Annotated in this window: 14 protein-coding genes; 7 read left to right on the top strand and 7 right to left on the bottom strand. The window is 67.7% G+C overall.

What is annotated here, in order from left to right:
* On the top strand, nucleotides 1-1,296 hold a 1,296-nt coding region (locus FFS08_RS15600; protein ID WP_212742027.1), incomplete at its 5' end, for an acetamidase/formamidase family protein.
* Between the two features lie 12 nt (nucleotides 1,297-1,308).
* Here the strand turns inward: FFS08_RS15600 and ychF are convergent.
* Nucleotides 1,309-2,406 carry a redox-regulated ATPase YchF gene (gene ychF / locus FFS08_RS15595; protein ID WP_137863181.1) on the bottom strand — a complete coding sequence of 366 codons (1,098 nt, stop codon included), beginning with the start codon at nucleotides 2,404-2,406 and terminating at the stop codon, nucleotides 1,309-1,311.
* Between the two features lie 124 nt (nucleotides 2,407-2,530).
* Here ychF and FFS08_RS15590 point away from each other — a divergent pair, with 124 nt between their 5' ends.
* The 3 genes from FFS08_RS15590 to FFS08_RS15580 all read left to right on the top strand — a co-directional run bounded on the left by FFS08_RS15590 (nucleotide 2,531) and on the right by FFS08_RS15580 (nucleotide 5,654).
* The gene (locus FFS08_RS15590) at nucleotides 2,531-3,103 is read left to right on the top strand and encodes a hypothetical protein (protein ID WP_137863180.1); all 573 of its coding nucleotides are present in this window, start codon (nucleotides 2,531-2,533) and stop codon (nucleotides 3,101-3,103) included.
* A gap of 236 nt (nucleotides 3,104-3,339) precedes the next feature.
* Nucleotides 3,340-4,362 (top strand): hypothetical protein, encoded by a 1,023-nt coding sequence (locus FFS08_RS15585; RefSeq protein ID WP_137863179.1) that lies wholly within the window; start codon nucleotides 3,340-3,342, stop codon nucleotides 4,360-4,362.
* Between the two features lie 104 nt (nucleotides 4,363-4,466).
* Complete coding sequence (locus FFS08_RS15580) at nucleotides 4,467-5,654, top strand: JmjC domain-containing protein (RefSeq protein ID WP_137863178.1); 1,188 nt, start codon at nucleotides 4,467-4,469, stop codon at nucleotides 5,652-5,654.
* Between the two features lie 344 nt (nucleotides 5,655-5,998).
* On the opposite strand, the gene FFS08_RS15575 is transcribed toward FFS08_RS15580, so the two are convergent.
* The 6 genes from FFS08_RS15575 to FFS08_RS15550 all read right to left on the bottom strand — a co-directional run bounded on the left by FFS08_RS15575 (nucleotide 5,999) and on the right by FFS08_RS15550 (nucleotide 9,981).
* A complete protein-coding gene (locus FFS08_RS15575; RefSeq protein WP_137863177.1) occupies nucleotides 5,999-6,763 on the bottom strand; it encodes a hypothetical protein in 765 nt (254 codons plus the stop codon).
* A gap of 13 nt (nucleotides 6,764-6,776) precedes the next feature.
* Nucleotides 6,777-7,346, bottom strand: a complete 570-nt coding sequence (gene pth, locus FFS08_RS15570; RefSeq protein ID WP_137863176.1) for an aminoacyl-tRNA hydrolase — start codon at nucleotides 7,344-7,346, stop codon at nucleotides 6,777-6,779.
* Nucleotides 7,347-7,427: 81 nt separating this feature from the next.
* Nucleotides 7,428-8,045, bottom strand: a complete 618-nt coding sequence (locus FFS08_RS15565; RefSeq protein WP_137863175.1) for a 50S ribosomal protein L25/general stress protein Ctc — start codon at nucleotides 8,043-8,045, stop codon at nucleotides 7,428-7,430.
* A gap of 147 nt (nucleotides 8,046-8,192) precedes the next feature.
* Complete coding sequence (locus FFS08_RS15560; RefSeq protein WP_137863174.1) at nucleotides 8,193-8,675, bottom strand: SRPBCC family protein; 483 nt, start codon at nucleotides 8,673-8,675, stop codon at nucleotides 8,193-8,195.
* Complete coding sequence (locus FFS08_RS15555) at nucleotides 8,672-9,004, bottom strand: ArsR/SmtB family transcription factor (protein ID WP_137863173.1); 333 nt, start codon at nucleotides 9,002-9,004, stop codon at nucleotides 8,672-8,674. Before FFS08_RS15555 ends, FFS08_RS15560 begins: the two co-directional genes overlap by 4 nt.
* A 92-nt stretch (nucleotides 9,005-9,096) precedes the next feature.
* Nucleotides 9,097-9,981 carry a TraB/GumN family protein gene (locus FFS08_RS15550; RefSeq protein ID WP_249341113.1) on the bottom strand — a complete coding sequence of 295 codons (885 nt, stop codon included), beginning with the start codon at nucleotides 9,979-9,981 and terminating at the stop codon, nucleotides 9,097-9,099.
* Nucleotides 9,982-10,132: 151 nt separating this feature from the next.
* Between FFS08_RS15550 and FFS08_RS15545 the strand changes: the two genes are divergently transcribed.
* Genes FFS08_RS15545 through FFS08_RS15535 form a run of 3 tightly spaced genes read left to right on the top strand, consistent with a single transcriptional unit; the run spans nucleotide 10,133 to nucleotide 13,625 of the window.
* A complete protein-coding gene (locus tag FFS08_RS15545) occupies nucleotides 10,133-10,999 on the top strand; it encodes a glycine--tRNA ligase subunit alpha (protein ID WP_137863190.1) in 867 nt (288 codons plus the stop codon).
* Complete coding sequence (glyS, locus tag FFS08_RS15540) at nucleotides 10,996-13,155, top strand: glycine--tRNA ligase subunit beta (RefSeq protein ID WP_137863171.1); 2,160 nt, start codon at nucleotides 10,996-10,998, stop codon at nucleotides 13,153-13,155. The genes FFS08_RS15545 and glyS overlap by 4 nt, the downstream gene beginning before the upstream one ends.
* A complete protein-coding gene (locus tag FFS08_RS15535; RefSeq protein WP_137863170.1) occupies nucleotides 13,152-13,625 on the top strand; it encodes a hypothetical protein in 474 nt (157 codons plus the stop codon). The genes glyS and FFS08_RS15535 overlap by 4 nt, the downstream gene beginning before the upstream one ends.
* The last annotated feature ends 77 nt before the right edge of the window (nucleotides 13,626-13,702 follow it).

The raw sequence follows: 13,702 nt of genomic DNA, 5'->3' as shown, positions 1-13,702 counted from the left end.
GCGCTGGCATGCGCGGCGCCGATGGCGGCACAGGCGCAGACGGCGCAGCTTGCCGGGCGCTGGATCGTCACCGTCGACTATTTCGGCACGCCGACCATCTGGACGCTCGACATCGCGCAGGACGGCAACCGGATCAGCGGCGACCTGACCGGCGACGTGCTCACCGGCACGGTAAAGGGCAACGAGATCCGCTTCCTCGCCAAGGACAAGGTGGGCGGATCGGAGGACGTGACTGCCCGGCTCGCGAACGGGCGGATCGCCGGCGAGATGATCCTGATCGACGGCGCGGAGCAGGCACGCATGCCGCATCGCCTCAGCTTCACCGCCGAGCGCGCGCCGCAGCCGAGCGGCGGGCCGCCGCGCCGGCATGAATTCGTCCCCGAGCGCTTCTATCGCGAGTTCTCGGCGTTCAATCCGCCGGTGCTGCACGTCAATCCGGGTGACACGATCCACACCGCGACGATCGACGCCGCCGGCATCGACGCCAAGGGCGTGCGCCGCGCCGCGCCCGGCAACCCGCAGACCGGGCCCTTCTATATCGACGGCGCCATGCCCGGCGACACCCTGGTCGTGCGCATCCGCCGGCTCCGGCTCAACCGCGACACGGCGATCAGCACCAACGGTATGACCGAGCGCGGGCAGGACGCACGCACCGCGGTGCGCATGGCCGGGCTCGGCAAGCCGGTCACCTGGCGGCTCGACCGCGACAAGGGCATCGCCACGCCCGAGGCGCCGGGCGATGCGCTCAAGGGCTATTGGGTGCCGGTCCGGCCGATGCTGGGCGGCATCGGCGTGGCGGTCGATCCGAGCTCCGCCGCGCCCGGATCGGGCGATGTCGGCCGGTTCGGCGGCAACATGGACTTCAACGAGATGGGCGAGGGGACGACCGTCTACTTCCCCGTCGCCGTGCCGGGCGCCTTGCTCTATTTCGGCGACGGCCATGCGCTGCAGGGCGATGGCGAGACCACCGGCGACGCGCTCGAGACTTCGATGGACGTGGAGGTCGAAGTCGACCTGGTCCGCGGCAAGCGTGCCGGCCAGGTCCGCATCGAAACGCCGACCCATATCGTCGCGATCGGCCTGGACGGCTCGCTCGACGCGTCGTTCCGCAGCGCCTCTTCGAGCATGTTCGCCTGGCTCGCCGCGGACTATGGCCTTGCCCCGGCGGACATCGCGCAGATCTTCGGCACTGCCGCCGAATATCGGGTGAGCGCGGTGCCGGGCCGCGCCGCGGGGATCGTGCTGAAGATCCCCAAGGCGCGCCTTGCCACGCTGCCGGGTGCCCCGAAGCCGTGAGGCCGGGCGGCCTCAGCTGTGCAGGAAGTGCATCACGTCGCCGTCCTTGACGACATAGGCCTTGCCCTCGGCGCGCAGCTTGCCCGCTTCGCGCGCCCGTGCTTCGCCGCCCAGCGCGACATAATCGTCGTACGCGATCGTCTCGGCGCGGATGAAGCCCTTCTCGAAGTCGCTGTGGATCACGCCCGCCGCCTCGGGCGCGCTGGCGCCGGCATGCACGGTCCAGGCACGCGCCTCCTTGGGGCCGACGGTGAAGAAGGTCAGCAGGTGGAGCAGCTTGTAGCCGGCGCGGATCACGCGGGCGAGGCCGGTCTCCTCCAGCCCCAGCTCGGCCAGGAACTCGCCGCGATCCTCCACCGGCATGGTCGCGATCTCGGCCTCGATCGCCGCCGAGACGACCACCGCCTCGGCGCCTTCGGCCCCGGCCTTCTCGAACACCCGGGCCGAGAAGGCGTTGCCGTTTGCCGCATCTTCCTCGTTGACGTTGCACACGTAGAGGACGGGCTTGGAAGTGAGCAGCTGCGCCTGGCGGAAGATGCGCTCCTCGTCCACGTCCTTGGGCTGGGTCAGCCGCGCCGGCTTGCCGTCGCGCAGCAGGTCGAGCGCCTGGCCGAGCACGCTGGCCGCCGCCTTGGCCTCCTTGTCGCCCTGCGCCGCCTTCTTCTGGAAATTGGGCACTCGCTTCTCGAGGCTTTCGAGGTCCGAGAGCATCAGCTCGGTCTCCACCGTCTCGGCATCGGCAATCGGATCGACCTTGTTGTCGACGTGCTGGATGTCGTCATTCTCGAAGCAGCGCAGCACGTGGACGATCGCGTCCACCTCGCGGATGTTGCCGAGGAACTGGTTGCCCAGGCCCTCGCCCTTGCTGGCGCCGCGCACCAGCCCGGCGATGTCGACGAAGCCCAGCTGCGTCTCGATGATCTTCTGCGAGCTCGCGATCTCGGCAAGCTTGGTCAGCCGCGCGTCCGGCACCGCGACGTTGCCGACGTTCGGCTCGATCGTGCAGAAGGGATAATTGGCCGCCTGCGCCGCCGCCGTCTCGGTCAGTGCGTTGAAGAGCGTGGACTTGCCGACGTTCGGAAGCCCGACGATGCCGCAGCGGAAACCCATGTGAAGCCTGTTCCAATGTATTGGGAAAGGCGCCCCGATAGAGGCAAAGCGCCGCTTTTGCCAGCGCGTTGACTTGGGAAAGCTGCGTGGCAGAGTGCCGCGGCAAAGAGAGGGGAGAGAAGCAATGATCCGTATCGGGAACCTCGCCGCGGCCGGCCTGGTGCTCGCGCTCGGCCTTTCGGCCTGCGACGACAGTGCCGCCAACAAGAAGGCGAACGAGGAAGCCGCCGCCCGCGCCGCCAATGCCGAGAAGGCGCAGAAGCTCAAGGACAGCGTCGAGCATAATTTCGACTGCCTCGCGGCGCTGCGCTGGCAGAAGGCGGCAATCACCGCCGCCGCGGGCGACGCCAAGCTGTACGAGGATTTCTATCGCGGGAAGCTGGAGACGGCGCTCGGCGACCAGACCCTGCCGGCGGGCGAGGACGGCGCCCCGGCGCTGTCGAAGGCGACCATCCAGCAATATGCCGACTGGGCCTATCCGAAGACGGTCGAGGCCAAGTTCCGCGCGGGCAAGGACGCCAATGGCGACGGCACGCTCTCTGACGTCGAGCGCAGCGGCCGCGGATTCAACACGGTCGGCCAGTGCGTCCAGTTCGTCGCCGAGATGGGCCAGGGGCCGCTGGCGGGCAAGGACAAGGTGGCGCGCATGTTCAAGATCGAGGCGCTCCGCAAGTCGCTGAAGGACAAGGAGGCCTGATCCGCGCTGCGGCCGCCCGTGGCTCTCCGGCGACTGGCGGTTGCGGGTTGCGGCCCGCCGCTCCGTCCCCGCGAGGGAAGCAAGGGGGAACCGCGAGGCGCGGTTTCGCCTTCCCAGGCCCTCAAAACGCCGTATTGGAGCGGGATTAGCCGGTCCGCCCGGCTTGACTGAGGGCCGTTCATCTGGGGTACAGGGGTGAGCCCTTTCGGTGCCCGCGTGTATTTGAGGAGCAGGGAATGATTCGCCGTCACATGTTCATGAGCGCGCTCGTCGCGACGGTTGCGCTGTCGGGCTGCGGTGGCGGCAAGGGCTCCAGCGCCACGCCGACCCCGACCGGTACGCCCACCCCGACGCCGACCGCGTCGCCCACCTATGCGGCCTTCCCGCTGGCCGGCCCGGCCGAGTTCAACACTTATAATGCCGCGATCAGCTACACCGGCGATCCGAGCAGCGGCGCGGTCACTCTCGGCGCGGCCAGCACCGAAGCGTTGATCCCGACGCCGGCGGCCCGCGTGCGCCTCGCCACCGACACGGCGGTCGCCACCGGCACCTATGTGATGCGCGAGAATACCGAGGAGTCGCGCTTCTGCGTGCCGACCGGCCAGACCTGCACTTCGACCCTGGTCACCCCCTCGGCAGTGGGCAATCCCGAATTCATCTTCCGCACCAACGACGCGACCACCGCCGGCAAGTTCGCCCAGGTCGAGTTCCTGAACAATGTCGTCAAGGACACCTCGACCAACACCGCAGCGCTGGCGCTGAGCCGGGTGAGCTATGCCAATTGGTGGCGCGGCGATTCGACCACCGGCCAGAAGCGCCTCACCTATACCGCTTGGGGTTATCCGACCACTTATGCCGACATGCCGACCACCGGCACCGTCAGCTACGGCACGCTGACCGTCACCGGGCGCCTGGTGAGTGTCGTCGGCGCCACCACCACGGTCAACCAGGTCACCGGCGCGGTGCTCATGAGCACCAACTTTGCCACCGGCGCCGTCACCATGACGCTGACGCTGTCGACGATCCCGGCCGGCGGCGGCGCGGCAGTCACCTACGGCACCTTCACGGCCCAGGGCGCAATCCCGGTCGGCCAGAACCAGTGGACCGGCAGCTTCGTCACCGGCAGCCCGCTCTCGGGCACGCTGGCGGGCGGCTTCTTCGGCTCGCAGGGCGAGCAGGCCGGCGTGGTCTTCTCGGCCACCGGCACCTTCGGCGGCGCCCAGCAGAGCCTGATCGGCGTGGTCGTCGGCAAGAAGTAAGCCTTTACCGGGCAACCTTCGCGCGGCGCCGCTTCCCCTCGGGGAGGCGGCGCCGTTCGTTTGCGGGATCGACAAGCGCCGCCCGCTGCCGCTAGCGTGGACCGGTGGACCTTGCCGAGCTGATCGCGCCGCTGGCGCCCGAGCAATTCCTTGCCGACCATTGGGGGCGCAGGCCGGTCCATATTCCCGCGCCGCCGGGGAGCGACCGGCAGGCCGTGATCGGTTGGGCGCGGCTCAACCAGCTGCTCGCCGTGCGGACCCATTGGGGGCCCGAGCACATCAAGCTGCTGCTGAACAGCGCCCCGGTCTCGCCCGATTTCTACATGGACCAGGTGCCCGGCCGCGGCGGCATGCGCCGGCTCGCCGATCCCGCCAAGGTCGAGATGTTCCTGGCGATGGGCGCCAGTCTGGTCGCCGATGCGGTGGAGGAAGTCGCTCCCGAGATCCGCGCGCTCACCGATGCGCTGGCCCGGCGGTTCGCGGCGCGAGTGGAAGCGAATCTCTATTGCTCGTTCCAGGGGGTGCAGGCCTTTGCCTCGCATTGCGATCTGCACGAGGTATTCGCGATCCACTGCGTCGGCGAGAAGCGCTGGCGGATCTACGCCAACCGTGCCGAGAATCCGCTCGCGCCGCTGGAAGGCGACGATGCCCAGGCACGGATCGATGCCGCCAAGGGGCCGGTGCTGATGGACGTCACGCTGCGGCCCGGCGACGTGCTCTACATCCCGCGCGGCTATTTCCACGATGCATTGGCGAGTTCCGCCGAATCGCTCCACCTGACGATCGGCATCGCGCCGCATTCGGGCAAGCTGTTGTTCGAGCTGCTGGAGGAGATGGCGATCCGCGAGCCGGCCTTCCGCGCCTATCTTGCCGATGCGCGCGAAGGCGGCGGTGCGGCGCTTGCGGACCAGCTCGCGTCGCTGGGCGCGCGGCTTTCCGAACTGGCGCGCAGCCGGGCGCTGCTCGAGGAAGTGGCGGTCCGGCAGCGGCGGCTCGCCGCGCCGGGCCGGGTGCTGGCGTTGCCCGAGCGGCCGCTGCTCGATTTCTATGCGCGCACCGATCGCGCCGGCACGGTTGCCTGGCTCGATAAGGGCGCGGTGCTGCGAGCCGGCGGCGGCGAGCAGGCGCTTGGTCCCGTCGCCGACGCGGCGGAATATGTGCTCGATCGCCCGGCGGTGAGCGCGCAGGAGGTGCGGGCCCGCTTTGCCCATCATCCGGCGGACGAGGTGGACGCGCTGCTTGCGCTGCTCATCCGGCTGGGGCTGGTTCAGCCCTATCGGCCGGCGCTCTAGGTTGAGAACCCAAACAAGTATCTGATTTTCCGCCATCATCCCGGCCTTTAGCCGGGATCCCGCTCCTTCCTCCGCCGGCAAGGCAGCGGGACCCCGGCGCAAGGCCGGGGTGGCGATGGAAGGAATATGAGTCCTCAACCTAGGGCCCCAGGTTGGGGACTCATATTCCTTCAATCGTCATCCCCGCGCAGGCGGGGATCCGGAGTTATGCGTGGAGCGGGTGCGGCACGTCCTGCCCTCTTCGGACAGCGTTCGCATGATGGCGCCGGTATCCCCTGCTACCCTGGACCCCCGCCTGCGCGGGGATGGCGGAGGAAAATCAGATACTTGTTTGGGTTCTCGACCTAGCGGCCCGCGCCGCAGCTCGGCACACGCTCCGCTCCGGCATCGGCGGCACCCGGGCCGTCCTCGAGCCGGAAGGACAAGGGGCGTAGGTTCGGGTTGGCAGCCACCGCTGCAGCGAGATCCTGCTGTGATGCCGGCCACCAGCCTTCGAATGCGACACCCATGCCGCGCAAGGTTCCGGCGGAGGGGATGAAGAAGGACATGCGCGTCATGAACGCGGAGCGGATCGCGCTGCGGGGCGGCACGTCGGTGGTATAGCAGATGGGAACCACCTTGCGCATCGGGACGAGCAGTAGCGCGGCCGGCAGCCCCGCGCGGGCATAGAAATGCTTCTCCTCACCCGCCAGGCCGGCATATTCCGCCGCCAGATCGTCTCTGCCCGATGCGTGGAGCAGCGCCTCGCGCGCCGTCGCGGTCCCGTGGAAGCCGATGATCGCGTAGGGCTCTACGATCCTCCGCGTCGCCGGCGCGAACACGAAATGCGCGCAGGCGGAGAGGCAGGCGCCCCGAACCACCACGGTCAGCCCCCTTTCGCGCACGATACTGCCCAGCGCGATTGCGGAGGCGATCTCGCCGCCCGGGCTGTTCACCACCAGCGTCTTGGTGTCGGCGGTGATGACCTGGCGCAGGCGCGCGACGCCAGCGTCGTTGATCGCGCCCTCGATCGTGACGCTGTCCTGGCTCGGTATCGACGATGGGCTCTGGCCGGCACCGCAGGCCACCAGCGTGGCCAGGCCCGACGCCAGCAATGTCGGTCGTTTCATATGAGTCCCCAACCTAGTCCTGCAGCCGCAGCGCCACGTCGCTCATGAACCGCGCATCGTCGCCCGCCGCCAGCCAGGGCGCCTCCGCGGCGATCGCGCCGAGCATGTCGGTCAGCGGCTCGATCTCGCTCTTGGCATAATTGCCCAGCACATAGCCGTGCACGCGGTCCTTGTGCCCGGGATGGCCGATGCCGATGCGCACGCGGCGGAAATCGGGGCCGATATGCTTGTCGGTCGAGCGCAGGCCGTTATGCCCCGCGGTGCCGCCGCCGGTCTTCACCTTCACCTTCATCGGCACCAGGTCGAGCTCGTCGTGGAAGAGAGTCACGTCGGCGGGGGCGAGCTTGTAGAAGTCCATCGCCGCGCGCACCGAGCGTCCGCTCTCGTTCATGAACGTGCCGGGCTTGAGCAGCAGCACCTTCTGGTCGCCCACCCGGCCTTCGCGCACCCAGCCCTGGAACTGCTTCTTCTCCGCCGAGAAGCCATAGGTCACGGCGATGGCGTCCACCGCCATGAAGCCCACATTGTGCCGGTGCATCGCATATTGCGGGCCCGGATTGCCCAGGCCTACCCAGAGCTGCATCGCATGTTCCTGAAAACGAAAATCGCCCCCGCACCTAGGATGCGGAGGCGATTTTTTGAACCCGCAAGTTCGGAGGCGGGATTACTCGCCTTCGCCCTCGGCCGCAGCCTCGGTCTGGGTCGTGTCGCCTTCGCTCGACTTGAGCGCCGACGGGGCAACCACGGTCGCGATGGTGAAGTCGCGGTCGGTGATCGCGGGGGTCGCGCCCTTGGGCAGGGTCACCGCCGAGATGTGCAGCGAGTCGCCGACCTCGAGGCCCTTGAGCGAGATCTTGATCTCGTCGGGGATCTCGGCCGCGTCGACCACCAGTTCCAGCTCGTGGCGGACGACGTTCAGCACGCCGCCGCGCTTGATGCCGGGGGCGTCTTCCTCGTCGGTGAAGACGATCGGCACATTCACGTGCACGGTCGCGTGCTCGCTGATGCGCAGGAAGTCGGCATGGACCGGACGATCGGAGACGGGGTCGAACGCCACGTCCTTGGGCAGGGTGCGCTCGCCGCCGATCATCACGACCGAATTGAAGAAGTGCCCGGTCATGAGCAGCTTCGTCAGTTCACGCTCGGAGACGTGGATGCTCTTGGGATCCTGCTTGTTGCCGTAGATCACGGCGGGGACGCGGCCTTCACGACGAAGCGAACGGGAGGCTCCCTTGCCAACCTGCTCGCGCGTCTCGGCCGACAGCGTAAGCGTATCGCTCATGTGTCGTTCCAATCGCTAAAGTTAGTTCGATCCGGCCAGGCCTCCAGGGATGACCCTGGCACGGAAGGCGCGCGCATAGCGGGGGACGGGTGGAAAAGCAAGGCGAGGATACTCCCTCTCCCCGCAAGCGGAGAGCGGGAGAATCACTCACGCCAGTTCCGGCAGCACCGCCTCGAGCTTCTCGAAGCTCTGGCTCCAGCCTTCCTTCATGCCCGCCAGTGCCGGCAGCAGTTCCTCGCTCGCCTGGAGCACCACCGTGGTCATGTGCATGTGCGTGCCGCCGCCGGGGGCGTCGGTGAAGGCCATGGTGGTGCGGTGCTCGATGCCCCAGCTGCCGTCCGGCGCACCGAAGGCGCGAAGAACCATGACCAGACGATCCGGACGGTCCACCACTTCATATTCGCCGTGCACTTCGTTGATGCCATAGGGCTCGGGCCCGCGCATATCGAGGCGGATCCTGCCGCCCGGCCGCGCCTCGCTCTCGGCGAAGGGTACGTCGAAATGATGCGGGCCCCACCAGCGGGCGAGATGCTCGGCCTTGGTCATGCAGTCGAACACCAGGGTGCGCGGCGCGGCGAAGGTGCGGTCGATCGTCACTTCATAGCCGACACCGATTTCGGTCGTGGTCATTTGCTCTCTCCATTCTTCTGCAGTTCGTTGAGATAGGCGTCCAGGCCGTCGAACTTGGCGTCCCAGAAGCGGCGATATTCGGCGATCCAGTCGCTCGCGGCCTTGAGCGCGGCGGGCTCGAGCCTGGCCGGGCGCTGCTGGGCGACGCGGCTGCGCGAGATCAGGCCCGCATGTTCCAGCACTTTCAGATGCTTGGTCACCGCCGGCCCGCTCATCGCGAAGGGCTGGGCGATCTCGCCCACCGAAGCCTCGCCCAGCGCCAGCCGCGCCAGTATCGCGCGGCGAGTGGGGTCGGCCAGGGCGGCGAAGGTGTTGCTCAGGGGGTCCATTTATCTAACTCATCAGTTATATAACTGTATAGTTAGATAAAGCTTGGGGCGAAGTCAAGATCGAGCATACTTCGCGCCCTTCGCGGTCTGGTTCAGTAGGCTACACGCTCGACCTTGAGCCCGCGCTTGGCCAGTTCGGCCTGCACGCTCTCGCTGCCCGCCAGATGCCCGGCGCCCACCGCGACGAACACGGTGCCGGGCTGCTGCATCCGCCTGGAGATCCAATCGGCCCAGTTGCGGTTGCGGTCGACCAGCAGCGCCTGGGTCACCTCGGGCGCGTCGGCCATGTCGGCATTGACCAGCCGGGCCAGCCCGTCGGCATCGCCCTGGCGCCAGGCGGCGACTGCCTGGTCGATCTTGCTGCCTGCCTTGGGCAGGTCGTCGATCGTCTCCATCAGCAGCTTGCGCTGGGCGGGGAGGGGCAGGGTGTCGAAATAGCCGAGCTGCTGGCGCGCGGTCTCCAGTCCCTCGATCTTCTTGCCCGCGGCCTTGGCGGCGTTGGTCAGGGTCAGCTCGGCGCCCTGCTTGTCGTCATAGCCGAGCCGGCGGAGCGGCATCACCGAGAGCAGCGTCGCGGCCAGCCAGGGCTCGGCGCGGTCGAGCGAATCGGGCGCCATGCCATATTCGGGCAGCGCCGCGCGCATCCGGGCCGCCTCCGCCGGCGGCAGCTGCTCGGGCAGGGGCGGCCCGCCCTGCGCGGTGCCGAGCTCGGCGACGATCTTCTGCATCTCGGCATCGGGCGGCATCACCAGCTCGAGCACCAGCGTGTCCGAGGCATCGAACGCCCGTTTCACGCCGCCGTCGAACCAGTGGAGCCCCGGCTTCAGCACATGGACGGTGCCGAACAGATAGATGGTGGTGTCGGCGTCCTTGACCACCCAGAGCGCGGGCCGGGCCTGCTCGGCCGGGGCGGGCGGCTTCTGCCCGCAGCCCCAGAGCGCGAGGGCGAGCAGGGCCGGCAGCAGGCGGCGGATCATGGGATGCATGAGCCGAGCAGACCCGATGCCCCCGGCCAAGTCAACGGCGGTGCAGCATTGACCGTCAGGAGAGGAAACGTCAAAGCGCGGCTCTATAGTCTATACAAGATATTCAGAAGGTCCCGTGGCAGAGCCTCTCAGCTTCCAGCGCATGATCCTCACGCTCCATGATTATTGGGCGGACAGGGGCTGCGTGATCCTCCAGCCCTATGACATGCGCATGGGCGCGGGTACCTTCCACCCGGCGACGACCTTGCGCGCCCTCGGCCCCGAGCCGTGGAACGCCGCCTTCGTCCAGCCCTGCCGCCGCCCGACCGACGGCCGCTATGGCGAGAACCCGAACCGGCTCCAGCATTACTACCAGTATCAGGTGATCCTGAAGCCGAGCCCGCCCGACCTGCAGAACCTGTATCTGGGCTCGCTGGCGGCGATCGGCATCGACTTCACCCGGCACGATATCCGCTTCGTCGAGGACGATTGGGAGAGCCCGACGCTGGGCGCCTGGGGCCTGGGCTGGGAAGTCTGGTGCGACGGCATGGAAGTCACCCAGTTCACTTATTTCCAGCAGATGGGCGGTTTCGACTGCAAGCCGGTCGCCGGCGAGCTCACCTATGGGCTCGAGCGGCTGGCGATGTACATCCAGAACAAGGACAGCGTCTATGACCTCGCCTTCAACGAGGCAGGCGTGACTTATGGCGACGTGTTTCTCGAGAACGAGAAGCAGATGTCGAAGTACAACTTCGAAGTCGCCGACACCGACACCTTGTTCGAGGGCTTCCGCAAGGCAGTGGCCGAGTGCGAGAACTGCCTGGCCAACAACGTGCCCATTGCCGCCTATGAGCAGGCGATCGAGGCCAGCCATCTGTTCAACCTGCTCCAGGCCCGCGGCGTGATCTCCGTCGCCGAGCGCCAGGCCTATATCGGCCGCGTGCGCGACCTGGCCAAGGGCAGCTGCGAAGCGTGGATCGCGCACATGACGCCCGCCTGGAACGCCAAATACCCGGAGTGGACGGTATGAGCGAAGACTTCCTCCTGGAGCTGCGCTCGGAAGAGATTCCCGCCCGCATGCAGGAAAAGGCGCGCGCCGATCTGGCGTCGCTGTTCGAGGCGCGGCTGAAGGCGCTCAACCTGCCGTTCTCCGCAATCGAGAGCTACGCCACGCCGCGCCGGTTGGTGCTGATCGTCCGCGGCGTCGCCGAGATGACGGCGGCGGCGAGCGAGGAGCGCAAGGGCCCCCGCGCCGACGCACCCGCCCAGGCGATCGAGGGCTTTCTGCGCTCGACCGGCCTCACGCGCGAAGAACTGGTCGAGCGCGACGACGGCAAGGGCAACAAGATCCTCTTTGCAGTGATCGACCGTCCCGGCATCGTCGCCGGATCGGTGCTCGCCAGCGCGATCAGCCATGTGATCACCGCCTTCCCGTGGCCCAAGTCGATGCGCTGGGGCGCCGCTTCGGAATCGACCGAGAGCCTGCGCTGGGTGCGCCCGCTCCAGGGCATCATCGCGCTGCTCGGCGACAAGCTCGTGCCGGTCGAAGTCGCGGGCGTGAAGAGCGCCTCGGTCACCGTCGGCCACCGCTTCCACCATCCGGGCGGGATCACGATCGGCTCGGCGGCCGATTACATCGAGAAGCTGCGCGCCTGCCATGTGATCGTCGACGGTGCCGAGCGCCGCGCGATCATCGCGGTCGGCGCCAAGCTGGCCGCGCAGAAGGCCGGCCTGACGCTGATCGAGGACGAGGGGCTGCTCTACGAGAATGCCGGCCTCACCGAATGGCCGATGCCGCTGCTCGGCCGCTTCGATCCGGCGTTCCTCGACGTGCCGCCCGAGGTGATCCAGCTCACCGCGCGGGTGAACCAGAAATATTTCGTCTGCCGCGACGGCGCGGGCAGGCTCGCCAATGCGTTCGTCTGCGTGGCGAACATCGACGCGGCCGATGGCGGCGCGAAGATCGTCGAGGGCAACCAGAAGGTCCTCGCCGCGCGGCTGAGCGATGCGCGCTTCTTCTACGAGACCGATCGCAAGATCCGGCTCGAGGACCTGACCCCCAAGCTCGGGAAGATCGTCTTCCACGAGAAGCTGGGCACGGTGGCCGACAAGGTCGACCGCGTTGCCAAGCTGGCGCGCTGGCTGGCGGAAGAGGGAGTGGTCAAGGCCGATCCGGACCAGGCCGAGCGCGCCGCGCGCCTCGCCAAGGCGGACCTGGTCACCGGCATGGTCGGCGAGTTCCCCGAGCTCCAGGGCCTGATGGGCGGCTATTATGCCGCGGCCCAGGGCGAGCCGGCGGCGGTCGCAGAGGCGATCCGCGATCACTACAAGCCGGTCGGGCAGGGGGATGAGGTTCCGACGGCACCGGTGACGGTGGCAGTGTCGCTGGCGGACAAGCTGGATACGCTGGCATCGTTTTTCTACATCGACGAGAAACCGACCGGATCGCGCGATCCCTTTGCATTGCGCAGGGCGGCGTTGGGCGTGATCCGTTTGGTGACTGAGGAAGCGCTTCGGTTAAACCTTTTGCTCGTCGTCAAGAAGCTGGAACAATATGTCGAACTTTCCGTGGAAAAGGCGGAAGGCGAGCGCATTTCTAAGCTCAAAGCGGCAGCTGGTGTTGATCCTGAAACTTTGGTGATCACGGTTGGCCCGGCGTCCCAAATTGCTGCGGAGCTTCTCGACTTCTTCGCCGACCGCCTCAAGGTCCAGCAGAAGGAAGCCGGCGTCCGGCACGACCTGATCGACGCGGTGTTCGCCCTGGGCGGCGAGGACGATCTCGTCCGGCTGCTCGCTCGGGTGAAGGCGCTCCAGTCCTTCGTCACGTCGGAAGACGGCAGGAACCTGCTGGCCGGCTACAAGCGCGCCGCCAATATCCTCAAGAAGGAGAATTGGGTCCCCGGCGAAGTCGCGGACACCGGCATCTACGAGGCCGAGCCCGCCGAGGCCGATCTGCGCGCGGCGCTCGATGCCGCCGAGCCCGCCGCCCAAGGCGCGATCGACGCCGAGGATTTCGAAGGCGCGATGGCCGCGCTCGCCTCGCTGCGCGCGCCGATCGACCGCTTCTTCGACGACGTCACCGTCAACGATTCCGACGAGCAGAAGCGCAACGCGCGCCTCGCCCTGCTCGCCCGCATCCGCGACGCCGTGAACAACGTCGCGGACTTCTCAAGGATCGAGGGATGACCGGGGGCGGAGAGGGGCTGCCGGTTTCGCCGGCGCTGTTCTTCGCCCTGTTCGCCGTCGTTTTCCCCTTCTTCTGGCTCGCGGTCATCGCCTTGATCGCGAACCTGGGATGGCGCCGGGTCGCCTGCGCCTATCCCGCCGCTTCCGATCCACCCTTGTCGGCGCGACGCTGGCGCTTCGTCTCGCTCAACATCGGCGGGTCGATGCGCTCGCCCAATTACGGCTCCTCGGTCGAGGCCTGGACTTCGGAATCGGGCTTCTGGTTGCGCCCTTTCCTGCCCTTCCGTCCCTTCCATCCGACGATCTTCGTGCCGTGGCCGCAGGTGCGGTCGGTCGAGCGCGAGCGCAGGCTGGTGGGTGAGCGGGTGCGGGTGAAGCTGGCGGGCGAAGTGCCGGACCTGCTGTTCGTCGGCGCGCTTGGCCGCGCGCTGCTCGATCGCCTGCGGAACGGAGCGAAGGATGCTCTGTAATCCAGGTCAGGTAACCGGTGTCTTCGGGACTTGTCCCCAATCATAGCAAATCTTGCCTTCTGACAACGTAGTCAGCG

This window comes from Sphingomonas sp. 1F27F7B (genome assembly GCF_005503355.1).
Lineage (GTDB): Bacteria > Pseudomonadota > Alphaproteobacteria > Sphingomonadales > Sphingomonadaceae > Sphingomonas.
This window is presented reverse-complemented; position numbering and strand designations above follow the sequence as displayed.

Bases quoted from the DNA above. Each gene is read 5' to 3' on its own strand.
- ychF (WP_137863181.1), bottom strand. From the start codon at position 2,406: ATGGGTTTCCGCTGCGGCATCGTCGGGCTTCCGAACGTCGGCAAGTCC.
- FFS08_RS15590 (WP_137863180.1), top strand. From the start codon at position 2,531: ATGATCCGTATCGGGAACCTCGCCGCGGCCGGCCTGGTGCTCGCGCTC.
- FFS08_RS15585 (WP_137863179.1), top strand. From the start codon at position 3,340: ATGATTCGCCGTCACATGTTCATGAGCGCGCTCGTCGCGACGGTTGCG.
- FFS08_RS15575 (WP_137863177.1), bottom strand. From the start codon at position 6,763: ATGAAACGACCGACATTGCTGGCGTCGGGCCTGGCCACGCTGGTGGCC.
- pth (WP_137863176.1), bottom strand. From the start codon at position 7,346: ATGCAGCTCTGGGTAGGCCTGGGCAATCCGGGCCCGCAATATGCGATG.
- FFS08_RS15565 (WP_137863175.1), bottom strand. From the start codon at position 8,045: ATGAGCGATACGCTTACGCTGTCGGCCGAGACGCGCGAGCAGGTTGGC.
- FFS08_RS15560 (WP_137863174.1), bottom strand. From the start codon at position 8,675: ATGACCACGACCGAAATCGGTGTCGGCTATGAAGTGACGATCGACCGC.
- FFS08_RS15555 (WP_137863173.1), bottom strand. From the start codon at position 9,004: ATGGACCCCCTGAGCAACACCTTCGCCGCCCTGGCCGACCCCACTCGC.
- FFS08_RS15550 (WP_249341113.1), bottom strand. From the start codon at position 9,981: ATGATCCGCCGCCTGCTGCCGGCCCTGCTCGCCCTCGCGCTCTGGGGC.
- FFS08_RS15545 (WP_137863190.1), top strand. From the start codon at position 10,133: ATGATCCTCACGCTCCATGATTATTGGGCGGACAGGGGCTGCGTGATC.
- glyS (WP_137863171.1), top strand. From the start codon at position 10,996: ATGAGCGAAGACTTCCTCCTGGAGCTGCGCTCGGAAGAGATTCCCGCC.
- FFS08_RS15535 (WP_137863170.1), top strand. From the start codon at position 13,152: ATGACCGGGGGCGGAGAGGGGCTGCCGGTTTCGCCGGCGCTGTTCTTC.